This is a genomic window from Streptomyces sp. NPDC096079 (genome assembly GCF_040303145.1).
Taxonomy (GTDB): domain Bacteria; phylum Actinomycetota; class Actinomycetes; order Streptomycetales; family Streptomycetaceae; genus Streptomyces.
In genome coordinates this window covers 115,872-139,579 of the sequence record NZ_JBEOST010000007.1, presented here as the reverse complement: position 1 = coordinate 139,579, position 23,708 = coordinate 115,872, and the positions used below count along the sequence as shown (strand labels likewise).

Here is a 23,708-nt window from a genome sequence, read left to right as displayed (position 1 = left end):
TCAAGGGGGAAACCGCTCATGACCCAGCCGCCCAGCAACCAGCCGCCGGGGGGCTTCGGAGCCCCCCAGGACCCGAACCAGGGCCCGGCCGTTCCGCCCGTCCCGCCGCAGGCTCCGCCGGTCCCGCCGCAGGCGCCGCAGACCCCGCCCGGCCCGCAGCCCGGTTACGGCTACCCGCAGCAGCCTCCGTACGGCCAGCCGGGCCAGGCCCCGCAGCAGCCCCCGTACGGCCAGCCGGGCCAGGCCCCGCAGTCGGGTCCGTACGGCCAGCCCGGTCCGTACGGTCAGCCGACGCCGCAGCCCTACGGCTACCCGCAGCAGGGCCAGCCCGGCCAGCCCGGCCAGCCCGGCCCGTACGGTCAGCAGCAGAACCCCTACGGCGGCTACCCCACCCAGCCCATGTACCAGGGCGGCGCCCCCACCCCGCCCCAGGGCCCCGGTGGCGGCGGTCCGTTCAAGGGCCGCACCGGAATCGTGGCCGGCGTGGCCGCCGCGGCCGTCCTGGTCGCCGCCGTCACGACCTGGGCCGTCGTCGGCGGGGACGACGACGAGAAGGACCCGGTCGCCCAGCCCACCGCCACGGCCACCGCAGCGCCGAAGCCCACCGAGTCGGTGGACCAGGGCGACGGTTCGGGCGACGGGGGGAACGGCGAGGACGACCTGAACGCGGGCCGCCAGGCCGGCGAGGCGAAGGCCGCCTGGCTGCTGAAGAACAACGTCGACCTGCCCCGCAACGGCTCCGACTCCTTCGGCCCGTGGATCGTCGGGGACACCGTCGTCAAGGCGATGTACAAGGGCGTCGACGGTTACGGTCTCTCCGACGGCAAGCCCAAGTGGCACGTCGACCTGCCGTTCGTGCTGTGCGCGGCCCCGCCGGAGCCCGGCGCCGACGGTTCGATGGTCTTCGGCTACGCCGAGAGCGCCAAGGACGGCGCCAAGTGCACCCAGCTGCAGAAGATCGACCTCAAGACCGGCAAGGCCGGCTGGAAGAAGGCCGTCCCGAAGGCGACGGGCCTCTTCGCGTTCTCCGACAACACCCTGGCCATCAGCGGCAACACGGTCACCGCGGCCGGCTCCAGCAGCGCGTACGGCTTCTCGATGGCCGACGGGCACCAGCTGTTCACGGGCGCCACCACCGGCTGCAAGCCCTTCGCCTACGCGGGCGGCAGCAAGCTGATCGCCGCCATGGACTGCCCGTCGGGCAGCACGACGAAGAAGGTCCAGGCGGTCGGCCAGGTCGACCCCGCCACGGGCAAGCCGAAGTACACCTTCCAGCTGGAGGCGAACTGGGAGGTCGACAAGGTCTTCTCGGTCGACCCGCTGGTCGTCTCGGCCACCCAGCGCGAGCAGAAGAAGTGGTCCATCTTCTCGCTCGACGCCAACGGCAAGCTCCGCTCGCAGATCCAGGGCGGCAAGGACAGCTTCGACCCCTCGTGCGGCGGCAGCTTCGTCATCTTCGGCAAGAACCTCCAGGGCTGCACCGGCGTCGCGGCCGACGCGAACACCTTCTACATGTCGACCGACGTCGACTACGGCAAGACGAACGAGGTCGTCGCCTTCGACCTGAACACCGGCAAGGCGAAGTGGCGCGCCAAGGCGCCCGAGGGCCGCAAGATGACCCCGCTGCGCATGGAGGGTGCCGACCTCCTGCTGTACGTGGCCCCCTCGTACGACAAGGGCGGCGCCGTCGCGACGCTCGCGCCGACCGGCGGTGCGCCGAAGATCGTGCTCCAGCACCCGGCGTCCACGGCCGAGATCGAGAGCAACTTCTACAGCGCGCGCTACGCGTACGGCAGCGGCACCTTCGTGGTGGCGTCCGGGCGGGTGTCGGCCCTCAACGACAAGGAAGAGATGCAGGTCAAGACGATGATGGCCTTCAGCAAGTGAGGTACCTGGTCCGATGACGCAGCCACCCCCGCCCCCGCCGAACCAGCCCCCGGACCCGCAGGGCGGCTTCGGCGCGCCGACGCCCCCGCCCCCGCAGCAGCCGGAGCCGGGGTACGGCTATCCGCAGCAGCCGCCGACCCAGCCGGACCAGGGGTACGGCTACCCGGCGCAGCCGCCGGCGCCGGAGCCCGGCTACGGCTACCCGCAGCAGCAGCCTCCCGCGTACGGCTATCCGACCGCGCCGCAGCAGCCGCAGCAGCAGCCTTACGGCGGCTACCAGCAGCCCCAGCAGCCTCCGGCGTACGGCTATCCGACGCAGCCGCAGCAGCCGCAGTACGGCGGTTACGCCCAGCCCACCCCGCCTCCGGCCCCCGGCGGCGGGAAGAAGCTGTCGGCGCAGCTGCAGATCGTCATCGCCGCGGTCGTCGCCGTCGTCCTGATCGTCGGCGTCGGCATCTGGTACGCCAACTCCGGCGGTGACGGCGGCGACGAGGCGAAGAACACGGGCGGCACCTCGCAGGGCTCGACGGGCGGCGGGAGCACGGGCGGCAACGGGCTCGGCGGGGGAGGCAAGGAGAAGGTCCCGGCGGACACCAAGGCGAAGCTCGCCTTCCAGGTCACGGAGCCGAAGGTCTCGGACATCACCGACGTCTCCGGTTCGTGGATCACGGACAAGGCGTTCGTGAAGCCCGGCGTCAACTCGCTGGTGGGCTACGACCCCGACAAGGGCGGCGTCCTGTGGACGCTGCCGCTGACCGGTCAGGTCTGCGGCGCCTCGCGCCACATCACGGCCGACAACAAGGCGCCGATCCTCTTCGAGGCCACCAAGCGGGTCGCGCCGCGGTACTACCAGCCGTGCACCGAGGTCGGCGTGGTCGACCTGAACACCGGCAAGCTGCTGTGGTCGACCTCGGTCACCGGTGGCAACGCCGGCGACCAGAAGGCCCGGTTCAACGAGGTCACGCTGAGCGGGGCGACCGTCGCGGCCGGCGGCACCGACGGCGGCGCCGCCTTCGACCTGGCGAACGGCAACCCGCGCTGGAAGCCGCAGGCCAACGACCAGAACTGCTACGACATGGGGTACGGCGGCGGCGAGGCCCTCGTCGCGGTCCGCAAGTGCGGGCAGTACGACAGCCCGAGCGTGACGATCCAGCCCATCAACCCGATGACGGGCGCCCCGCTCTCCCAGTTCAAGATGCCGACCGGCGTGAAGTACGCCTCCGTCGTCTCCACGAAGCCGCTGGTCGTCGCGACCGACATCGGCGACAGCGCCGGTGACGGCAGCGGCATCACGGACTTCTTCTCGATCGACGAGAAGAGCGGGAAGCTGAAGGCGAAGATCACGGCGGACCCCGACCAGTACGCGGCCCGCTGCCGCCCGACCGAGGTCGAGTCCTGCAGCAAGGCGCTCGTCGGCAACGGCCGGCTGTACGTGCCGACCGAGGAGCACGAGGGCAGCACCGGAGAGTACGGCGACGAGACCAACGAGATCATCGCCTTCGACCTGACCACCGGACGCACCGTGCCGGAGAAGGCCGACGCCGGCGACAAGTACACCTTCGTCCCGCTGCGGATGGACGGCGGCAACCTCATCGTCTACAAGGAGCCCCCGTACGGGCAGGGCGGCCGGATCGTCTCCGTGGACGGCGGCACGATGAAGGAGACGCTCCTCCTGGAGAACCCGGCGAACAAGTCGCTCGACAGCCCGGAGTCGAGCTTCAGCCTCAACGGCGCCGAACTCCTCTACCGGGACGGCCGGTTCTTCATCTCGGCGACGCTGGTGAGCAAGCCCAGGGAGAACGCGTCCCCGAACGACATCAAGGAGTACCTGATCGCCTCCTTCGCCGTCGCGCGCTGACGACCCGCCAGACCGCTGTGGGCCCCTCCGGTGATCCGGAGGGGCCCACGCGCATGTCGGCGGCCGGGGCGGGGGAGCGTGTAGCTTGCCGGGTCAGGCCGACGGGGCGTCCGGACGGCCAGGAGGAGGGGGGATGACCGGGATGGGCGTACGCCTCGTGGTGGTGGACGACCACCGCCTGCTCGCGGAGGCGCTCGCCTCGGCGCTGAAGCTGCGCGGGCACCGGGTGCTCGCGGCGGCCGCGCCGGTGGCGGGGGCCGCGGAGCTGGTGGTGGGCCGGGCGCCGGAGGTCTGCCTCCTGGGCACGGCGGCGCCGGACGCGCCGGGGGCCTTCGACCCGGTCGTACGGATCAAGCGCGAGCGGCCGCAGGTGGCCGTGGTGGTGCTCGGTCCCGTTCCGTCGCCGCGCGGGATCGCGGCGGCGTTCGCGGCCGGGGCCTCGGGGTACGTGCGCCACGACGAGCGGATCGAGGGCGTCGAGCGCGCCCTGGTGAAGGCGCGCGCGGGGGAGGCGGCGGTGGCGCCGCAGCTGCTCCAGGGGGCCTTCGCGGAGCTGCTGCACCCCTCGGAGCAGCCGGACGACGAGGCGCAGCGCCTGCTGCGGCTGCTCACCCACCGGGAGGTGGAGGTGCTCGTGCGGGTCGCGGAGGGCGAGGACACGCGGCTGATCGCGGCGGGGATGGGGATCGCGCCGAGCACGGCCCGGACGCACGTGCAGCGGGTGCTGATGAAGCTGGGGGTCGGTTCGCGGCTGGAGGCGGCGGCGCTCGCGGCCCGGACGGGGCTGCTCGACCGTGCGGTGCCGGGGCAGCGGCGGCCCTGGTGAGTTCCTGAGGTGCCGAGGTGGGGGCGCAGGGCGCCCCGGCCGGGTCCGGCGTTGACTGCGGTGTTTGATTGTGGTTCTTTGTGCGTGGTTCTGTTTGATCCTGCCCGGAGGTCCGCCCCCGTGAAGAAGACCGTCACCACGCTCGCCGACGGGCGCGAGCTGATCTACTACGACACGCGCGACGACACCGTCCGCACCGCCGTCGACCCGCGCCCCCTCACCCCCGTCGACTCCCGCTCCGAGATCCGGTACGACGAGCTCACCGGCGACCCCGTCACCGTCGCCTCGCACCGCCAGGCCCGCACCTACCTCCCGCCGGCCGACGCCTGCCCGCTCTGCCCCGCCAGGGACGGCCGGGAGAGCGAGATCCCCGAGGAGGGATACGAGGTGGCGGTCTTCGAGAACCGCTTCCCCTCCCTCTCCGGCGGCGTCGGCCGCTGCGAGGTCGTCTGCTTCACCGACGACCACACGGACTCCTTCGCCGACCTCACCGAGGAGCGCGCCGCGCTCGTCCTCGACGCCTGGACCGACCGCACCGCCGCACTCTCCGCGCTTCCCGGCGTCGAGCAGGTCTACTGCTTCGAGAACCGGGGCGCGGAGATCGGCGTCACCCTGCCCCACGCCCACGGCCAGATCTACGCCTTCCCCTACGTCACGCCCCGGACCGCCGCCATGCGCCGGCGCGCCGACGAGCACCGCGCGGCGACCGGCCGGAACCTCTTCGACGACGTCGTCGCCCGGGAGCGGGCCGACGGCGAGCGGGTGGTCCTGGAGACCGCGCACTGGATCGCCTTCGTGCCGTACGCCGCCCGCTGGCCGTACGAGGTCCACCTCCACCCCAAGCGCCGGGTCCCCGACCTGCTCGCCCTCGGCACGGCGGAGCGCACAGAGTGCGCACAGGTCTACCTGGAACTCTTGAGGCGCTTCGACCGGATCTTCGGCCCGGACGAGCCGCCGACGCCCTACATCGCCGCCTGGCACCAGGCGCCGTTCACGGACGGACGGCGCGAGGACCTCGGACTGCACCTGGAGCTTTTCACCGTCCGACGGGCCTCTGGCAAGCTGAAGTTCCTCGCGGGCACCGAGTCCGGCATGGGCGCTTTCATGAACGACGTCCGGCCGGAGGACGCGGCCCGGCGCATCCGAGAGGTGGCAAGCGCATGACGCGGAAGTACCTGGTCACGGGCGGGGCGGGTTATGTGGGCAGCGTGGTCGCCGCCCACCTCCTGGAGCGGGGCCACCGGGTCGCCGTCCTCGACGACCTCTCCACCGGATTCCCCGAAGCCGTCCCCGAGGGCGCCGAGTTCATCGAGGGCCGCGTCCAGGACGCCGCCCGGTGGCTCGACGGCTCCTTCGACGGCGTCCTGCACTTCGCCGCCTTCTCCCAGGTCGGCGAATCCGTCGCCCGGCCCGAGAAGTACTGGGAGAACAACGTCGGCGGCACGATGGCCCTGCTCGGCGCGATGCGCGCCGCCGGGGTCCGCCGGCTGGTCTTCTCCTCCACCGCCGCCACCTACGGCGAACCGGAGACCGTGCCGATCACCGAGGCCGCGCCGACCGCGCCCACCAGCCCGTACGGGGCGAGCAAGCTGGCCGTCGACCACATGATCGGCGGCGAGTGCGCCGCGCACGGCCTGGCCGCCGTCTCGCTGCGCTACTTCAACGTGGCCGGGGCGCACGGCCCGCTCGGCGAGCGGCACGCGCCCGAGTCCCATCTGATCCCGCTCGTCCTCCAGGTCGCCCTGGGCCTGCGCGAGGCGATCTCCGTGTACGGCGAGGACTACCCGACCCCGGACGGCACCTGCGTCCGCGACTACATCCACGTCGCCGACCTCGCCGGGGCCCACCTCCTCGCGCTCGACGCGATGACCGACGGCGCCGTGCCGGCCGGGGAGCACCTGATCTGCAACCTCGGCAACGGCAACGGCTTCTCCGTGCGCGAGGTCGTCGAGACCGTGCGCAAGGTCACCGGCCACCCGGTCCCCGAGATCACCGCCGCGCGCCGCCCCGGCGACCCCGCCGTCCTGGTCGCGTCCGCCGAGACCGCCCGCGAGCGCCTCGGCTGGACGCCGTCCCGCCCGGACCTGGCCGATGTCGTCGCCGACGCCTGGGCGTTCGCGCGTCTGCGCGGGCAGGAGGGAGGGGCGTGAGCGTCGCCGCCGACTTCGAGGCGCTGTACGGCGCCGCTCCCGACGGTGTCTGGGCCGCCCCCGGACGGGTCAACCTGATCGGGGAGTACACCGACTTCAACGACGGCTTCGTGCTGCCGCTCGCGCTGCCGCACACCACCGTCGCCGCCGTCTCCCGCCGCGACGACGGCGTGCTGCGCCTGCACTCCGGCGACGTCGACGGCGGCGTGGTCCAACTGGACGCCGACACCCTGGAACCGCTCTCCGGCGGCGGCTGGGCGTCCTACCCGGCCGGTGTCGTCTGGGCGCTGCGCGAGGCCGGACACCCGGTCGGCGGGGCCGACGTCCACCTCGCCTCGACCGTGCCGACCGGTGCCGGGCTCTCCTCCTCGGCGGCCCTGGAGGTCGTCACCGCGCTGGCCCTGAACGATCTGTTCGGGCTCGGTCTTTCCCGCCCCGCGCTGGCCCGGCTCGCCCAGCGCGCCGAGAACGCCTTCGTCGGCGTGCCCTGCGGGGTGATGGACCAGATGGCCTCCGCCTGCGCCGAGGAGGGGCACGCGCTCCACCTGGACACCCGGGACCTCTCGTACCGTCAGGTCCCCTTCGACCTGGCCCGTGAGGGGCTGCGGCTGCTCGTCGTCGACACCCGCGTGAAGCACGCGCTCGGAGACGGCGCGTACGCCGAGCGGCGCGCCGGGTGTGAAGCGGGTGCGCGGGCGCTCGGCGTCCGCGCCCTGCGCGAAGTGCCCGCCGCGCATCTGTCCGAAGCGCTCGCACGTCTGCACGACGAGACGACGCGGCGGTACGTGCGGCACGTCGTCACCGACAACGCCCGGGTGGAGCGGACCGTCGCCCTGCTCGACGCCGGCGACACCCGGGCCGTCGGCCCGGTCCTCACCGAGGGCCACGCCTCGCTCCGGGACGACCTGCGCGTCTCCTGCCCCGAGCTGGACCTCGTCGTCGAGGCGGCGAACGCCGCCGGGGCGCTCGGCGCCCGGATGACCGGCGGCGGCTTCGGCGGCTCGGCCGTCGTCCTCGTCGACACCGCGCGCAGCGAGGCGGTCTCCGCCGCCGTCGGCAAGGCCTTCGCCGAGGCCGGGTACACGGCCCCGGGGATCTTCCCGGCCGTGCCGTCGCCGGGCGCCCGCCGCCTCTGAATCACCGATCGCTTTCCGACGACTTCGGACAGTTCCGCGAATCGGCCCCCGCCACGGCGCCCCACCCCTACTCTGAGGGGCAGCGCCGGTGGGGGCCGGTGCTGTTCAGGGGGCGAGACCCGTCGGGTACGGCGCCAGGAGCGGGGTAACAGTCAACGCACGGCGGCGGCCGTGCCCGCGACGGACCCGCCTCCGGCGCCGTACCCGCGTCGGTCCGTTCCTCGACACTTGGGAGTGTCCGTGGCACGCATCCGCGTCCTGGTGGTGGACGACCACCGCATCTTCGCCGAATCGCTGGCCGCCGCCCTCGCGGCGGAGCCCGACGTCGACGTCGCCGCCGCCGGCAGCGGCCCGGCGGCCCTGCGCTGTCTGGAGCGCGGCGCGGCGGAGGGCCGCAGGTTCGACGTGCTGCTCGTCGACGCCGAGCTGGGCGCGGGACCGGCGGGCGCGGCCGTGGCGCGCGCGGTGCCGGAGGACGCCGAGGGCGCCGTGGACGGGATCTCGCTGGTCACGGGCGTACGACGGGTGCAGCCCGCGCTGCGTACGGTCGTGCTCGCGGAGAAGGACGACCCGCGCCGGGCCGCGCTGGCGCTCCAGGCCGGGGCCTCCGGCTGGGTCGCGAAGGACTGCTCGCTCCAGCGGCTGCTCGCGGTGGTGCGGGGGGTGCTGCGCGACGAGACGCATCTGCCGCCGGCGCTGCTCACGGGCGTCCTGCGGGAGCTGACGGAGGCGCGCAGGCACCGGACGGACAGCGAGCGGCTCGTGGAGTCGCTGACCCCGCGCGAGCGGGAGGTGCTGCGCTGCATGGTCGCGGGCCTGGGCCGCAAGGCGGTCGCCGAGCGGCTGTTCCTCTCCCCGCACACCGTCCGTACGCACATGCAGAACGTGCTCGGGAAGCTCGGCGTGCACTCGACGCTGGCGGCGGTGGCGCTGGCCCGCCGGGCGGGCGTGGGCCCCGCGGAGCCGGTGCCGGTCCCGCGGACGCTATCCGGGGATGTTGTCGAACGGGGCGGTCAGCCGGCGTAGCAGCGCGGCCAGTTCGCCGCGCTGGGCGCGGGAGAGCTGGGCCAGGATGGCGCGCTCCTGGGCGAGGAGCCCGGCGAGCGCCTCGTCGGCGCGGTCGCGGCCCTCGGGGGTGAGCCGGACCAGGACCCCGCGCCGGTCGCTGGGGTCGGGGAGCCGCTCGACGAGGCCCTTCTTGGTGAGCCGGTCGATGCGGTTGGTCATGGTGCCCGAGGTGACCAGGGTCTGGGTGAGGAGCTGGCCGGGGGAGAGCTGGTACGGCGCTCCGGCGCGGCGCAGGGAGGTCAGGACGTCGAACTCCCACGGCTCCAGCTGGTGCTCGGAGAAGGCGAGCCGACGGGCGCGGTCGAGGTGGCGGGCGAGCCGCGAGACGCGGCTGAGCACCTCGAGCGGTTCCACGTCGAGGTCGGGGCGCTCGCGGCGCCATGCTGCGACCAGTCGGTCGACCTCGTCCTCCATGACGATCAGTGTAGAGGGTCTGTTGACATAAAGTCTCTTGTATTCAAGTTTCTCGATGTCGAGTATCTTGGAGTCAAGATATATTTCCCCGGGCCATGGGGAAGGGACCCCGCCGGAACTCGTTCCGCTTCGGCAACTCCTGCCAGCAAGGAGGCTTCGAACATGCATTCCGTCGAACCAGCCGCACCGACCTGGGACCCCCAGCAGTACCTCCGTCACTCCGGCCACCGCACCCGCCCGTTCCTCGACCTGCTCGCCCGAATACCGAAGCTGCCGACCCAGGACCGGCCCGCCCGCATCGCGGACCTCGGCTGCGGACCCGGCAACGTGACGGTCCTCCTCGCCGACCGGTGGACCGACGCGCACATCACCGGCTTCGACCTCTCCGGCGAGATGCTGGAGCGCGCCGAGAAGGACTGGGCGGGCACCACCCGGGGCGGCGGCTGGCTCGACTTCCGGCGCGCCGACGCCGCCCACTGGACCCCCGGCGAGCCGTACGACCTGATCGTCTCCAACGCCGCCCTCCAATGGGTGCCCAACCACCCCGAGTCCTTCGCCTCCTGGATCGACGGCCTCCGTCCGGGCGGCACCCTGGCCTTCCAGGTGCCGGGCAACTTCACCTCGCCCAGCCACGCCCTGCTCGGCGAGCTCTGCGAGACCCCCGAGTGGCGGACCCGCCTCGGCGACCAGGGGCGCCGCTTCGTCCACGTCCTCGACACCGACGACTACCTCACCCGCCTCGCCGACCTCGGCTGCGAGGCGGACGTCTGGGAGACCACGTACTGCCAGCTCCTCCAGGGCGAGGACCCCGTCCTCGACTGGGTCAAGGGCACCGCGCTGCGCCCCGTCCTCACCGCCCTGGGCGAGGACCGGGAGGCGGTCGACGCCTTCCTCGCCGCGTACCGCGCCCTGCTCCGCGAGGCCTATCCGCCGGGCCGGCACGGCACGGTCTTCCCGTTCCGCCGGATCTTCGCCGTCGCCCGCAAGAAGCCGTGAACGCGCGGACGCCCCGCACCGGAGATCCGGTGCGGGGCGTCCGGGGCGCCCTCAGTCCGTCACTGGACGGAGTTGTAGACGCCGTAGCCCGTGCCGATCTTGGCGCGGGTGCCGAACTTGGCGGGGGCGGTGTTCAGGTAGCGGTACAGCTCGCCGTTCGACGTGATGCCGAGGACGTCGGCCTTGCCGTCGGCGTTGAGGTCGCCGGGGGCGACGAGCTTGGTGTAGGCGTTCCAGCCGGTGCCGATCTTGACGCGGGTCTTGAAGGGCGTGGTGGCGTTGCCGGTACCGGGGTAGAGGTAGAGGTCTCCGCCGGTGGTGCGGGCGAGGAGGTCGGTGCGGCCGTCTCCGGTGTAGTCGCCTGCGCCGAGGAGCTTGTTGTACGTGCCCCAGCCGGTGCCGACCTTGATCCGGGCGGAGAGCGCGGTGCCGGTGCCGTTGCCCTTGTAGAGGTAGAGGACGCCGGAGCGGTCGCGGGCGAGGAGGTCGCCCTTGCCGTCGCCGGACAGGTCGCCCGGGCCGACGAGGGTGTTGTAGACGCCCCAGCCGCTGCCGATCTCGTTGCCCTCGACGAAGAGGTAGCCGTTGGCCAGCATGGCCACGTCGGAGGCGCCGTCCGGGTTCAGCGAGGACAGGTGCGTGAGGGCCACGCCGGAGTCCAGGCCGCCGGCGGGCAGGATCTCCAGGCGCTCGTCGAGACCACCGGTGGTGCTGTTGTAGTACCAGTAGAGGGCGCCGTTGGAGGTGGTCGCGTAGACACCCTCCTTGCCCGTGGACGGGATGTTGCCGGCGCGCGCGAACTGCACGACGCCCGACCAGTCGCCCTTCTCACTGGTCTGCTGACGGGCGGCCAGGGTGCCGTTGCCGTTGGCCGCGTAGAAGAAGAGCGTGCCCGTGTTGTCCCGCGCCAGCAGGTTGCCGTCACCGGCGGGCATGATCTGGTTGTAGATGCCCCAGCCGCCGCCGATGGACGTGCGCACGGCGAACGGCTTGGTCGTGTCGCCGGTTCCGGCGTAGAACCACAGCGTGCCGGCGGTGTCACGGGCGTAGAGGTCGGCCTTGCCGTCGCCGTTGCCGTCGCCGAGGCCCACGAGCTGGTCGTAGGCGTTCCAGCCGCCGCCGACGGCGATCCGGGCGCCGAGCGGCTTCGTGAGGTCGCCGGTGGCCAGGTACAGGTACAGCTGGCCGTCGAGCGTGCGGGCGACGACGTCGGCCCGGCCGTCGGCGTTCACGTCGCCGGGCGAGGTGATCTTGTTGTAGGTCTGCCAGCCGCCGCCCACCACGGACTGGGACGTGGTGCCGGCCGGACCGGCGTCGCGGAAGAGGGTGAGCGTGCCGTTCTCGGAGAGCACGAGCACCTCGGGCGCGGCCGCGCCGCCCTGCTGGCCGATCGGGACGATGTCCTTCGCGATGTCGTCGTCGCGGCCGATGTCGAAGAAGTCACCGGTCTCCTCGGACGTGGCCGAGAAGAGCAGCCCCTCGGAGCCGCGGAGGATGACGTCCTCGCTGCCGTCGCCGTTCAGGTCGGACAGCAGGAGCGGGTCGGCCTCGGCCGCCGCGGCGCCCGCGCGCTCGGCGCCCTGCTTCGGCAGGTTCAGCTTCGGGACGGTGAAGGACGGCGCGGGCTTCGTGATCGGCGCGACCGGCGCCGGCGTCTCGGCGGAGGCCGGGCCCGCGAGGAGCATGCCGGCGGAGAGCGCGAGAGCGGTGCAGGCGGTGACGCGGCGGGCGCGCTTGGAGTACACGGAAATCAAGAGATCCCCCCCAGGGATCAGAGGTTCGACAGAACCACACAGGAGGGCTCGCACGGCGACGGACGGCGTCGACGCGGGCCGTTGGGCCCGCGGGGACGACCTCGTACGAGCCGGAACACCCCCCCGGATGTTGAACACGAGTCTACTCACCGGGTCGCCCGACGCCAGCGATCATTGGGTGAACGCGAGGCGCCCCGCACCGGAACTCCGGTACGGGGCGCCTCGCGTTCACCCGACGGTCAGGACATCGCGTCGTAGATGCCGTAGCCCGTGCCGATCTTGGCGCGGGTGCCGAACTTGGCGGGGGCGGTGTTCAGGTAGGCGTACAGCTCGCCGTTCGAGGTCACACCCAGCAGATCCGCCTTGCCGTCGGCGTTGAGGTCGCCGGGGGCGACGAGCTTGGTGTAGGCGTTCCAGCCGGTGCCGATCTTGACGCGGGTCTTGAAGGGCGTGGTGGCGTTGCCGGTGCCGGGGTAGAGGTAGAGGTCTCCGCCGGTGGTGCGGGCGAGGAGGTCGGTGCGGCCGTCTCCGGTGTAGTCGCCGGCGCCGAGGAGCTTGTTGTACGTGCCCCAGCCGGTGCCGACCTTGATCCGGGCGGAGAGCGCGGTGCCGGTGCCGTTGCCCTTGTAGAGGTAGAGGACGCCGGAGCGGTCGCGGGCGAGGAGGTCGCCCTTGCCGTCGCCGGACAGGTCACCGGGGCCGACGAGGGCGTTGTAGACGCCCCAGCCGCTGCCGATCTTCACGCTGTCGACGTACAGCACGCCCTGGAAGACCTCCGCGAGGTCCGAGGAGGCGTCCGGGTCCATCGTGGACAGGTGCGTGAAGTCGGCCCCCCTCCAGTCCCCGGCGTTCCCGTACCGGGCGCGGGTGCCGAGACGGCCGCCGTTCGTGGTGCCGTACCAGTACATCGTGCCGGTCGTGTCCCGGGCGAAGACGCCGTCCTTCTCGCCGCCGACCGGGATGTTGCCCGCGCCGCCGAACTGCACGACCCAGTCCCACTCGCCGCGCTGGCCGATCTGCGTGCGGGGCGCGAGCGTCCCGTCGCCCTTGCCGGTGTAGTACCAGAGCGTGCCGTCCAGGTCGCGGGCGATCAGCTCGCCGTTGCCGTCGCCGTCGTCGTCGCCGACGGGGAAGATCTGGTTGTAGCCGCCCCAGCCGACACCGATGGACCTGCGGGTCGCGAACGGCTTGGCCTTGTCGCCCGTGCCGGCGTAGAACCACAGCGTGCCGGAGGTGTCGCGGCCGAGCAGGTCCGCCCAGCCGTCGCCGTTGTCGTCGCCGATGCCGAACAGCTGGTCGTAGCCGTTCCAGCCGCCGCCGAGCAGCACCCGCGCGGCGAACGGCGCCGTGCGCTTGCCGGTCGCGTAGTACAGCCACAGCACGCCGTCGTGGTCACGGGCGACCAGGTCCGCGCGGCCGTCGTCGTTCACGTCGCCCGGCGCGACGATCTTGTTGTAGATGCCCCAGCCGCCGCCCTGCCACGCGAGCGTCCCACCGCTGGGCGTGGCGTCCGCCCACAGGCTGAGCGTGCCCTGCGGAGACAGCGTCAGGACCTCGGGACCGCTGGCGTTCCCGTCCTGGTTGCCGATCGGGACGACGTCCTTCGGCGGCTCGGGGAACGACCCGAACTGGGCGCTCGCCGTGGACGTCGAGGCCGTCCTGACCTTGCCGTCCCAGACGCGGTAGATCAGGTCGCCCGCGCCGTCGCCGTCGAAGTCCGACAGCAGCGGAGAGGCGCCGACGCCCGCGTCCGCCAGGGCGCCCTGACCGAGGGCTCCGCTCCCGGGGAGCTTCGGCGACGCCGGGACGACCCGGGTGACCGGCTTCGGGACGACCGGGTGCGGCGCGGACCCGTCGGCGGACGCCGGGGCCGCGAGGAGCATGCCGGCGGTGAGGGCGAGCGCGGTGCAGCCGGCGACACGGCGCGCGCGCGTGGAGTGCGGGAAGAGCAAGAGATCCCCCCAGGGACCAGAGGTTCGACGGAGCCGGACAGGGGGCTCGCACGGGTTCGGACGGCATCGCCGCGCGCCCGTGGGTGCGCGAAGACGGCTTCGCCCGAGGACAGGAACACCCCCCCCGGATGTGGAACAGGAGTCTACTCACGCCCGCCGCACACGCGGACGCCCCGCACCGCGGCCGCGGTGCGGGGCGCCCGGGACCGCGTCAGTACAGGGTCGGGTACGCCTGGTACCCGGTACCGATCCTGACCCGCGGCGTGAGGACCGCGCCCGTGCCCGTGCCCAGGTAGCGGTACAGATCGCCCGCCGAGGTCACGGCCACCAGGTCGGCCTTGCCGTCGGCGTTCAGGTCGCCCGGCGCCGCCAGCTGCGGGTACGCGCCCCAGCCCGTGCCGATCCGCACGCGCCCGGAGAACGGCGCGGTCGCCGAACCGGTGCCCTTGTACAGGTAGAGGTTGCCCGAACCGTCCCGCGCCAGCAGGTCGGGGCGCCCGTCGCCGGAGAAGTCGCCCGCGCCGAGGAGCCGGTTGTACGCGTTCCACCCGGTGCCGACCTTGATCCGGGAGGCGACGCCCGTGCCCGCGCCGTCGCCCCGGTACAGCCACAGGACGCCGGACCCGTCACGGGCCAGCAGGTCGCCCTTGCCGTCGCCGCTCAGGTCGCCGGGGCCGACCAGCAGGTTGTAGATCTGCCAGCCGCCGCCGAGGTCCCGGTCCGCGTTGTAGAGGTGACCCTGGTAGATCTCCAGGAGGTCGGCGAACGCGCCCCCGTCCAGCGCGGAGACGTACGACAGGGACGCGCCGCCCCAGTCGTACGCGACGCCCCACTGCTTGCGCGCGGTGAGCGTGCCGTTGTTCTGCCCGCCGTACCAGTACAGCGACCCGTCCCTGTCCCGGCCCAGGAAGGCGTTCTTGCCCGTGGCGGGGATGCTGCCCGCCCCGCCGAACTGGTCCACGGCGACCCAGTCGCCGGCGAGCCTCACCCGCGTCGCGAACGTGCCGTCGCCGCGCCCCGTGTAGCCCCACAGGGCACCGCTCTGGTCCCGCGCCAGCAGATCGGCCCTGCCGTCCGCGTTCGTGTCGTCGGCGGCGACGATCTGGTTGTAGACGTTCCAGCCGCCGCCGAGCGCCCTGCGCGGCTTGAACGGAGCGGCCGGGTCACCGGTGCTGCCGTAGAAGTACAGCGTCCCGTCCGGGGTGCGGGCGACGGCGTCGCCCTTCCCGTCGCCGTCGGTGTCGCCGAGACCCACGAGCTGGTCGTACGCGCCCCAGCCCGGCCCCACCTTCACCCGGGCGGCGAACGGCTCCGACGCCGTGCCCGTCCACCGGTAGAAGTAGAGGTCGCCGTTGTGCTGCCGGGCCAGCAGGTCCGCCTTGCCGTCGCCGTCGACGTCACCCGGCGAGAACACCTTGTTGTAGACGGTCCAGCCGCCCCCCGACCAGGTGAGCGAACCCGAGGTGGCCGTCGCCTCCGCGTACAGCCTCAGGACACCGGTCGCCGACACCGACAGCACCTCGGGCCTGCCCGAGCCGTCCTGGTCGCCCAGCGGCACGAGGTCGAGGTCGACGAGCGTGCCACTGGTGTCGAACTCGGTGGTCGCGGCCGCCGTGGCGACGTACGTCCGCCCGTCCCACCTGCGGTGGACCAGGTCGGACTTCCCGTCGCCGTCGACGTCGAAGCGCGGCGCCACGACGGCCGCCGCCCCGGCCGCCCGCGCCCTGCCGGACGCGCCGGCCAGCGGCGACAGGTCGAGCCCCGACGACGCCGCGAGGTCGTGCCGCGGCTCCGCCACGGCCTGCCGCGGCGGCCGGGGCGCCTCGGCGGCGACGGCGGGAGACGCCAGCAGCATGCCGGCGGACAGGGCGAGCGCGGTGCAGGTGGTGACACGACGAGCACGCCCGGAGAATACGGAACGCAAAAGATCCCCCCCTGGGGAACGTGAGAACCAAGGACCCGGCAGAGAGGTCCGCGGCGCCTCCGCACGGCCACGGGCGACGGGCACGCGCGAAGGGCGAACACCCCCCCCGGATGTGGGGAGGAGTGTACTCCTGGGCGGACATGGGGAGTCGAGTCGGTTTCCCCCGTACGTCACCTGCCGGCCGCGCCGTCAGTTCTTGCGGTGCCCTATCAGCCGCGGCTTCTGCTCCAGACCGTCGAGACCGTGCCACGCCAGGTTCACCAGATGCGCGGCGACCTCCGCCTTCTTCGGCTTGCGGACGTCCAGCCACCACTGGCCCGTCAGCGCCACGCTCCCCACCAGCGCCTGCGCGTACAGCGGCGCCAGCTTCGGGTCGAACCCGCGGGCCTTGAACTCCAGGCCCAGGATGTCCTCCACCTGCGTGGCGATGTCACTGATCAGCGACGCGAACGTGCCCGTCGACTGCGCCACCGGCGAATCCCGTACGAGGATCCGGAAACCGTCCGTGTAGTTCTCGATGTAGTCGAGCAGCGCGAACGCCGCCTGCTCCAGGAGCTCCCGCGGATGCCCCGCCGTCAGCGCCCCCGTCACCCCGTCCAGGAGCTGCCGCATCTCCCGGTCGACCACGACCGCGTACAGCCCCTCCTTGCCCCCGAAGTGCTCGTACACCACCGGCTTGGAGACCCCGGCCTTCGCCGCGATCTCCTCCACCGACGTGCCCTCGAAGCCCTTCTCCGCGAAGAGGGTGCGACCGATGTCCAGCAGCTGCTCCCGGCGCTCCGCGCCCGTCATCCGCACCCGGCGCCCACGCCGGGGCTTCTGCTCTCCACCGCTGCTGCCGGTACCGCCGGTCCTGCCCTCGATCGCCACGTCTTCCATCATGCCGCGTCTGCGGAAGCGCTCTGGCGGCGGGCTTCGATGCGGGACTTCGCCGGCCACCGGACGTCCGTCGCCCAGCCCAGCTGCTCGAACCAGCGGATCAGCCGCGCACTGGAGTCGACCTGACCGCGCAGCACCCCGTGCCGGGCCGACGTCGGGTCCGCGTGGTGCAGGTTGTGCCAGGACTCGCCGCAGGACAGCACCGCCAGCCACCACACGTTGCCCGAACGGTCACGCGACCGGAACGGACGCTTGCCCACCGCGTGACAGATCGAGTTGATCGACCACGTCACGTGGTGCAGCAGCGCCACCCGCACCAGCGAGCCCCAGAAGAACGCCGTGAACGCGCCCCACCACGACATCGTCACCAGACCGCCCACCAGCGGCGGGATCGCCAGCGACACCACCGTCCACAGCACGAACTGGCGCGAGATCCGCCGGATCGCCGGGTCCTTGATCAGATCGGGCGCGTACTTGTGCTGAGGCGTCTGCTCCTCGTCGAACATCCAGCCGATGTGCGCCCACCACAGGCCCTTCATCAGCGCCGGAACCGTCTCGCCGAACCGCCACGGCGAATGCGGGTCGCCCTCCGCGTCCGAGAACTTGTGGTGCTTGCGGTGGTCCGCCACCCACCGGACCAGCGGACCCTCCACCGCGAGCGAACCCATGATCGCGAGCGCGATCCGCAGCGGCCGCTTCGCCTTGAACGAACCGTGCGTGAAGTACCGGTGGAAACCGATCGTGATCCCGTGGCAGCCGATGTAGTACATGACCACCATCAGCCCCAGATCCAGCCAGCTGACCCCCCAGCCCCAGGCCAGCGGCATCGCCGCGAGCAGCGCCAGGAACGGCACCGTGATGAACAGCATCAGGGTGATCTGCTCGATCGAACCCTTGCTGTCCCCGCCCAGCGTGGCGGAGGGCAGGGCCGCGGAATCATCCGGCGCCGCGGACGCGGACGTCATCTCGGGGCTCATGGTCATGGGTGTCCCTGGGGGGTGAAGAGGAGGGGGAAACGCGTCGGAGCACGAAGCCGTGCCTACGCCTCCGTAACCTACGGCGTCGTAAGTATGGCAGCGCCGTGGCGCGCGGCAAGAGGGCGCAAAGAGGGGCCTGCCCGCCGCCCACCATGTGGACACCTATCCTGGGGGCGTCGGACAGCGCGGTCCGCAAGCCTCCAGAACCCTCCAGACGTGCTCGAACACTGCAAGGAGCCGCACCTGTGAGCAGTGCCGACCAGACCCCCACCGCCAGCACCGAGCTGCGCGCCGACATCCGCCGACTGGGCGATCTCCTCGGCGAGACCCTCGTGCGCCAGGAAGGCCACGAACTCCTCGACCTCGTCGAGAAGGTCCGCCGCCTCACCCGCGAGGACGGCGAGGCAGCCGCCGAGCTGCTCCGAGGCGTCGAACTCGAGACGGCCGCCAAGCTCGTGCGCGCCTTCTCCACCTACTTCCACCTCGCGAACGTCACCGAGCAGGTCCACCGCGGACGCGAGATGCGCGAGAAGCGCGCCGCCGAGGGCGGCCTCCTCGCCCGCACCGCCGACATGCTCAAGGACGGCGACCCCGAGCACGTCCGCGAGACCGTCCGGAACCTCAACGTGCGGCCCGTCTTCACGGCGCACCCCACCGAGGCCGCCCGCCGTTCCGTCCTCAACAAGCTCCGCCGCATCGCCGCCCTCCTGGAGACCCCGGTCACCCAGGCCGAGCGGCGCCGCACCGACCTGCGGCTCGCCGAGAACATCGACCTCATCTGGCAGACCGACGAGCTCCGGGTCGTCCGCCCCGAGCCCGCCGACGAGGCCCGCAACGCCATCTACTACCTCGACGAGCTGCACGCCAACGCCGTCGGCGACGTCCTGGAGGACCTCGCCGCCGAACTGGAGCGCGTCGGCGTCGAACTGCCCGCCGGCACCCGCCCGCTCACCTTCGGCACCTGGATCGGCGGCGACCGCGACGGCAACCCCAACGTCACCCCCCAGGTCACCTGGGACGTCCTGATCCTCCAGCACGAGCACGGCATCACCGACGCCCTCGAACTCGTCGACTTCCTCCGCGGACTGCTCTCCAACTCCATCCGCTACACCGGAGCCACCCAGGAACTCCTGGACTCCCTCCAGCGCGACCTGGACCTCCTCCCGGAGATCAGCCCCCGCTACAAGCGCCTCAACGCCGAGGAGCCGTACCGCCTCAAGGCCACCTGCATCCGGCAGAAGCTCGTCAACACCCGCGAGCGCCTCGCCCACGGCACCCCGCACCAGGACGGCCGCGACTACCTCGGCACCTCCGGGCTCATCCGCGACCTCACCCTCATCCAGACCTCGCTGCGCGAGCACCGCGGCGCGCTCTTCGCCGACGGCCGCATGGACCGGGTCATCCGCACCCTCTCCGCCTTCGGTCTCCAGCTCGCCACCATGGACGTCCGCGAGCACGCCGAGGCCCACCACCACGCCCTCGGCCAGCTCTTCGACCGCCTCGGCGAGGAGTCCTGGCGGTACGCGGACATGCCCCGCGACTACCGGCAGAAGCTGCTCGCCAAGGAGCTGCGCTCGCGCCGCCCGCTCGCCCCGACCCCGGCCCCGCTGGACGCCGCGGGCGAGAAGACCCTCGGCGTCTTCCACACCGTCAAGGAGGCCTTCGAGCGCTTCGGCCCCGAGGTCATCGAGTCGTACATCATCTCGATGTGCCAGGGCGCCGACGACGTCTTCGCCGCCGCCGTCCTCGCCCGTGAGGCCGGCCTGATCGACCTGCACGCCGGCTGGGCCAAGATCGGCATCGTGCCGCTCCTGGAGACCACCGACGAGCTCAAGGCCGCCGACGTCATCCTCGACGACATGCTCGCCGACCCCTCCTACCGGCGTCTCGTCTCGCTCCGCGGCGACGTCCAGGAGGTCATGCTCGGCTACTCGGACTCCTCCAAGTTCGGCGGCATCACCACCTCCCAGTGGGAGATCCACCGCGCCCAGCGGCGGCTCCGCGACGTCGCCCACCGCTACGGCGTCCGGCTGCGCCTCTTCCACGGCCGCGGCGGCACCGTCGGCCGCGGCGGCGGCCCCTCGCACGACGCGATCCTCGCCCAGCCCTGGGGCACCCTGGAGGGCGAGATCAAGGTGACCGAGCAGGGCGAGGTCATCTCCGACAAGTACCTGATCCCGTCCCTCGCGCGGGAGAACCTCGAACTGACCGTCGCCGCCACCCTGCAGGCCTCCGCCCTGCACACCGCGCCGCGCCAGTCCGACGAGGCCCTCGCCCGCTGGGACGCGGCCATGGACACCGTCTCGGACGCCGCCCACACCGCGTACCGCAAGCTCGTCGAGGACCCCGGCCTGCCGGCGTACTTCCTCGCCTCCACCCCCGTCGACCAGCTCGCCGACCTGCACCTGGGCTCACGGCCCTCCCGCCGCCCCGGCTCCGGCGTCTCCCTCGACGGACTCCGCGCCATCCCCTGGGTGTTCGGATGGACCCAGTCCCGCCAGATCGTCCCCGGCTGGTTCGGCGTCGGCTCCGGCCTCAAGGCCCTGCGCGAGGCCGGCCTCGAAGCGGTCCTCGGCGAGATGCACGAGCGCTGGCACTTCTTCCGCAACTTCCTCTCCAACGTCGAGATGACGCTCGCGAAGACGGACCTGCGGATCGCCCGCCACTACGTCGACACCCTCGTCCCCGACGACCTCAAGCACGTCTTCGAGACCATCGAGGCCGAGCACGCGCTGACCGTCGCCGAGGTCCTCAAGGTCACCGGCGGCGAGAAGCTCCTCGACTCCAACCCGGTCCTCCAGCAGACCTTCGCCATCCGCGACGCCTACCTGGACCCGATCTCCTACCTCCAGGTCGCCCTCCTCGCCCGCCAGCGCGCGGACGCCGAGCGCGGCGAGGACCCGGACCCGCTGCTCGCGCGGGCCCTGCTCCTCACGGTGAACGGCGTGGCGGCCGGCCTCCGCAACACCGGCTGACGCCCCTCCCGCAGGCACGACGGAGCCCCCGCCGGATTCCCGGCGGGGGCTCTGTCACGGCCTCAGTTCTGCGTGGCCTTGCGGCGGCGGGTCACCAGGACCGCGCCGGCGGCCGCGAGGGCCAGGGCGGCGGCGGCCAGGATCCCGACCGGGGCGCTGGAACCGGTCTCGGCGAGGTCGCCCCCACCCTTGGCGTCCGAACCACCGCTGGCGGAACCGCCGGTGGCCTGCTCACCGGTGGTGGAGCCGCCGGTGGAGGCGGTCTCACCGGTGGTGGAGCCGCCGGTGGAGGTCGTGTCGCCCGTGGTGGTCCCGCCCGTGGAGGTGGTCTCGCCGGTGGACGTGGTCTCACCCGTGGAGGTGGTCTCACCGGTGGTGGTCCCGCCCGTGGAGGTGGTCTCGCCCGTGGTGGTGCCGCCGGTCGTCTGCTCGCCGGTCGTGCCGCCGGTGGTCTGCTCGCCGGTCGTGCCGCCGGTGGTCTGCTCGCCCGTGGTGCCGCCCGTGGTGTCGCCGGCCGGGCAGGTGTGGGAGAGGTTGAACCAGCCCTGCTTGATGACACCGTCGACCTCGGCCTCGGCCGACGTCAGCTTGGCGCCCGGGGCGGAACCCACGTACGCGTGCTTGGCGCTCGGCGGGCCGAACGAGGTGATGACGACCGGCGCGCCGTTGTCGAAGGTCACCGTCAGCTTGGTGAACTCCACACCGTTGCCGGGGATGACGAAGTGCCAGCCGTCCTGGTTGGCCGGAATCGTCTTGCAGTCACCGTCGTGGGACGCCTCCGACGCGGCGATCGGCGTCTGCTGGTGCAGCGGGTACGTGTGCGTGCCGTCCGAGGCGAAGGCGGTCGGGGCCAGGATCACGGAGCCCGTCATGGCCGCGACAAGAGCGGCTGCGGGGAGGAAGGAGCGTCGCATATGCAGTCGTCCATCTGTGGGATGAGGATGCCGTGGGGAGTGGCGGGGGGCAGCCTATCCATCGCCAGGAGCCGGCCTTGAGGCAGAGGTCCACAACGATCACGCTCACAGCGCGAAGAACGCCGCCACCAGCACCGCACCGCCCACACCCGCGAACGACCACGCCGTCCGCGTCAGCCGCATCCCGCCGCCCACCAGAGGCGCCGCCAGCAACAGCGCCCCGCCCAGCGGCAGCCAGGCGTGCAGACCCCCGCCCCACCCCGTCCGCACACCCTCGTCCGTGCCCGGCTTCACCACCACCGGGATCGTCACCCCCCGCTCCGCCGCCACCGAACGCGCGATCGTCAGCGTCCGGCGCGACGACGAGGGGTCCTCCGGAACGTAACGGCCACTGCACGTCTCGTCCGTGCACGCCGTCACCGTCAGCGTCCCGTGCTCACGCCCCTTCGCGAGCAGGACGTGCTGGGCCGAGTTCCACGAGGCCCACGCGCCGGCGACGAGGAGGAGCAGGGCGACCAGGGCCATGGCGGCGGTACGGACGTGCGTCATGACCCGCGATCGTACAGTCGTACGTCCCGATCGCCAGGCCCTAGGAGTTGTACGCCGACTGCGCCCGCTCCAGACCCTCCGCCACCAGGCACTCCACCGAGTCCGCCGCCCGGTCCACGAACCAGTCCAGGTCCTTGCGCTCCGTCGACGAGAAGTCCTTCAGGACGAAGTCCGCCACCTGCATCCGGCCCGGCGGACGCCCGATCCCGCACCGCACCCGGTGGTACTCCGCGCCCATCGCCTTCGTCATCGACTTCAGACCGTTGTGCCCGTTGTCACCGCCGCCCAGCTTCAGCCGCAGCACCCCGTAGTCGATGTCCAGCTCGTCGTGGACCGCCACCACCTGCGCCGTCGGCACCTTGTAGAAGTCCCGCAGCGCCGTCACCGGACCCCCCGACAGGTTCATGTACGACATCGGCTTCACGAGGATCACCCGGCGGCTCGACGGCCCCGGAGGCCCCATCCGGCCCTCCACGACCTGCGCCTGCGCCTTCTGCGCCCGCTTGAACGAGCCGCGGATCCGGTCCGCGAGCAGGTCCACGACCATGAAGCCGATGTTGTGCCGGTTGGCCGCGTACTCGGGCCCCGGATTGCCGAGACCGACGATCAGCCAGGGGGCGTTCGCGTCGTCCGTCATGTGCGTCAGCTCTTCTCGTATCCGCGTATCCGTACAAGAGAAACGGGGTGACGGGCCCGTACGGCCCGTCACCCCGTCACGTCAGGCAGAGCCTACGGCTCAGGCCTCGGCGCCCTCGGTGGCCTCGGCCTCGGCGGCCGGCTCCTCGGCCTGCGCGGCCAGGACCTGCAGGACGACGGCGTCGCCGTCGGTCACCAGGGTCGCGCCCTTCGGGAGGGCGATGTCCTTCGCGAGGACGGAGGCACCGGCCTCCAGGCCCTCCACGGAGACCGTGACGGCCTCGGGGAGGTGGGTGGCCTCGGCCTCGACGGACAGGGTGCCGAGCACGTGCTCCAGCAGGTTGCCGCCGGCGGCCAGCTCACCCTCGGCCTGGACCGGGATCTCGACCGTGACCTTCTCGCCGCGCTTGACGAGCAGCAGGTCGACGTGGATCAGGAAGCCCTTGATGGCGTCGCGCTGGACGGCCTTCGGGATCGCCAGCTCGTTCTTGCCGTCGATGTCCAGGGAGAGCAGGACGTTCGGCGTACGGAGCGCGAGACCGAGCTCGTGGGCCGGAAGGGTGATGTGGGCCGGCTCCGAGCCGTGGCCGTAGACGACCGCGGGAACCTGCGAGTCACGGCGGATGGCGCGGGCGGCGCCCTTGCCGAACTCGGTACGGACGGCGGCGGCGAGCTTGACCTCGGACATGCTGCACTCCTCGTAGAAGGTGACGAAAAAACGTGGTCACCCGGCCACGACTGGCGATGGCCTGCTACGAAGAGCGCGTCGATAACGGACCGCCGTGACCCTTACGGGTACGGCCTCCCTCGCCG

General features: G+C 72.4%; 17 protein-coding genes and 2 pseudogenes. 9 read left to right on the top strand and 10 right to left on the bottom strand.

Going from position 1 to position 23,708, the window contains the following annotated elements; genetic code table 11:
• Positions 1-18 precede the first annotated feature (18 nt).
• The 7 genes from ABTY59_RS16905 (at position 19) to ABTY59_RS16875 (ending at position 8,883) form a co-directional block, all read left to right on the top strand.
• Entirely contained in the window at positions 19-1,887 is a 1,869-nt protein-coding gene (locus ABTY59_RS16905; RefSeq protein ID WP_352019720.1) for an outer membrane protein assembly factor BamB family protein, read from the top strand.
• Between the two features lie 13 nt (positions 1,888-1,900).
• Entirely contained in the window at positions 1,901-3,745 is a 1,845-nt protein-coding gene (locus ABTY59_RS16900; RefSeq protein ID WP_352019719.1) for an outer membrane protein assembly factor BamB family protein, read from the top strand.
• A gap of 142 nt (positions 3,746-3,887) precedes the next feature.
• Positions 3,888-4,571, top strand: coding sequence for a helix-turn-helix transcriptional regulator (locus tag ABTY59_RS16895; protein ID WP_352019907.1), 684 nt, complete (start codon positions 3,888-3,890; stop codon positions 4,569-4,571).
• A gap of 120 nt (positions 4,572-4,691) precedes the next feature.
• Positions 4,692-5,735, top strand: a complete 1,044-nt coding sequence (gene galT / locus ABTY59_RS16890) for a galactose-1-phosphate uridylyltransferase (protein WP_352019718.1) — start codon at positions 4,692-4,694, stop codon at positions 5,733-5,735.
• Positions 5,732-6,721 carry a UDP-glucose 4-epimerase GalE gene (gene galE / locus ABTY59_RS16885; protein WP_352019717.1) on the top strand — a complete coding sequence of 330 codons (990 nt, stop codon included), beginning with the start codon at positions 5,732-5,734 and terminating at the stop codon, positions 6,719-6,721. Before galT ends, galE begins: the two co-directional genes overlap by 4 nt.
• Positions 6,718-7,857 (top strand): galactokinase, encoded by a 1,140-nt coding sequence (gene galK, locus ABTY59_RS16880; RefSeq protein ID WP_352019716.1) that lies wholly within the window; start codon positions 6,718-6,720, stop codon positions 7,855-7,857. The genes galE and galK overlap by 4 nt, the downstream gene beginning before the upstream one ends.
• Before the next feature lie 240 nt (positions 7,858-8,097).
• Positions 8,098-8,883 (top strand): LuxR C-terminal-related transcriptional regulator, encoded by a 786-nt coding sequence (locus tag ABTY59_RS16875; RefSeq protein WP_352019715.1) that lies wholly within the window; start codon positions 8,098-8,100, stop codon positions 8,881-8,883.
• Here the strand turns inward: ABTY59_RS16875 and ABTY59_RS16870 are convergent.
• Positions 8,842-9,339 (bottom strand): MarR family winged helix-turn-helix transcriptional regulator, encoded by a 498-nt coding sequence (locus tag ABTY59_RS16870; protein WP_017241145.1) that lies wholly within the window; start codon positions 9,337-9,339, stop codon positions 8,842-8,844. The genes ABTY59_RS16875 and ABTY59_RS16870 overlap by 42 nt on opposite strands.
• A gap of 162 nt (positions 9,340-9,501) precedes the next feature.
• Between ABTY59_RS16870 and ABTY59_RS16865 the strand changes: the two genes are divergently transcribed.
• On the top strand, positions 9,502-10,335 hold the full coding sequence (locus tag ABTY59_RS16865) for a trans-aconitate 2-methyltransferase (RefSeq protein ID WP_352019714.1): 834 nt from the start codon (positions 9,502-9,504) through the stop codon (positions 10,333-10,335).
• A gap of 230 nt (positions 10,336-10,565) precedes the next feature.
• Here the strand turns inward: ABTY59_RS16865 and ABTY59_RS16860 are convergent.
• The 5 genes and pseudogenes from ABTY59_RS16860 to ABTY59_RS16840 all read right to left on the bottom strand — a co-directional run.
• Positions 10,566-12,020 (bottom strand): annotated as a pseudogene (locus ABTY59_RS16860) (FG-GAP-like repeat-containing protein); the annotation flags it as partial.
• A gap of 479 nt (positions 12,021-12,499) precedes the next feature.
• Positions 12,500-13,972, bottom strand: a pseudogene (locus tag ABTY59_RS16855) (FG-GAP-like repeat-containing protein); the annotation flags it as partial.
• A 280-nt stretch (positions 13,973-14,252) separates the two neighbouring features.
• Positions 14,253-15,965: an FG-GAP repeat domain-containing protein gene (locus ABTY59_RS16850; RefSeq protein ID WP_352019711.1), complete on the bottom strand. Its 1,713-nt coding sequence runs from the start codon at positions 15,963-15,965 to the stop codon at positions 14,253-14,255.
• 189 nt (positions 15,966-16,154) lie between these two features.
• A complete protein-coding gene (locus ABTY59_RS16845; RefSeq protein ID WP_189805565.1) occupies positions 16,155-16,847 on the bottom strand; it encodes a TetR/AcrR family transcriptional regulator in 693 nt (230 codons plus the stop codon).
• Positions 16,844-17,827, bottom strand: a complete 984-nt coding sequence (locus tag ABTY59_RS16840; RefSeq protein WP_352019710.1) for an acyl-CoA desaturase — start codon at positions 17,825-17,827, stop codon at positions 16,844-16,846. The genes ABTY59_RS16845 and ABTY59_RS16840 overlap by 4 nt, the downstream gene beginning before the upstream one ends.
• Positions 17,828-18,066: 239 nt before the next feature.
• On the opposite strand from ABTY59_RS16840, the gene ppc reads away from it, so the two are divergent.
• A complete protein-coding gene (ppc, locus tag ABTY59_RS16835) occupies positions 18,067-20,796 on the top strand; it encodes a phosphoenolpyruvate carboxylase (protein WP_352019709.1) in 2,730 nt (909 codons plus the stop codon).
• Positions 20,797-20,858: 62 nt separating this feature from the next.
• On the opposite strand, the gene ABTY59_RS16830 is transcribed toward ppc, so the two are convergent.
• The 4 genes from ABTY59_RS16830 to ABTY59_RS16815 all read right to left on the bottom strand — a co-directional run bounded on the left by ABTY59_RS16830 (position 20,859) and on the right by ABTY59_RS16815 (position 23,583).
• A complete protein-coding gene (locus ABTY59_RS16830; RefSeq protein ID WP_352019708.1) occupies positions 20,859-21,668 on the bottom strand; it encodes an LAVTG motif-containing sortase-dependent surface protein in 810 nt (269 codons plus the stop codon).
• 147 nt (positions 21,669-21,815) lie between these two features.
• Positions 21,816-22,259, bottom strand: a complete 444-nt coding sequence (locus ABTY59_RS16825) for a hypothetical protein (protein WP_352019707.1) — start codon at positions 22,257-22,259, stop codon at positions 21,816-21,818.
• Positions 22,260-22,299: 40 nt separating this feature from the next.
• Complete coding sequence (gene pth, locus ABTY59_RS16820; RefSeq protein ID WP_352019706.1) at positions 22,300-22,896, bottom strand: aminoacyl-tRNA hydrolase; 597 nt, start codon at positions 22,894-22,896, stop codon at positions 22,300-22,302.
• A 99-nt stretch (positions 22,897-22,995) separates the two neighbouring features.
• Entirely contained in the window at positions 22,996-23,583 is a 588-nt protein-coding gene (locus tag ABTY59_RS16815; protein WP_352019705.1) for a 50S ribosomal protein L25/general stress protein Ctc, read from the bottom strand.
• Positions 23,584-23,708 lie beyond the last annotated feature (125 nt).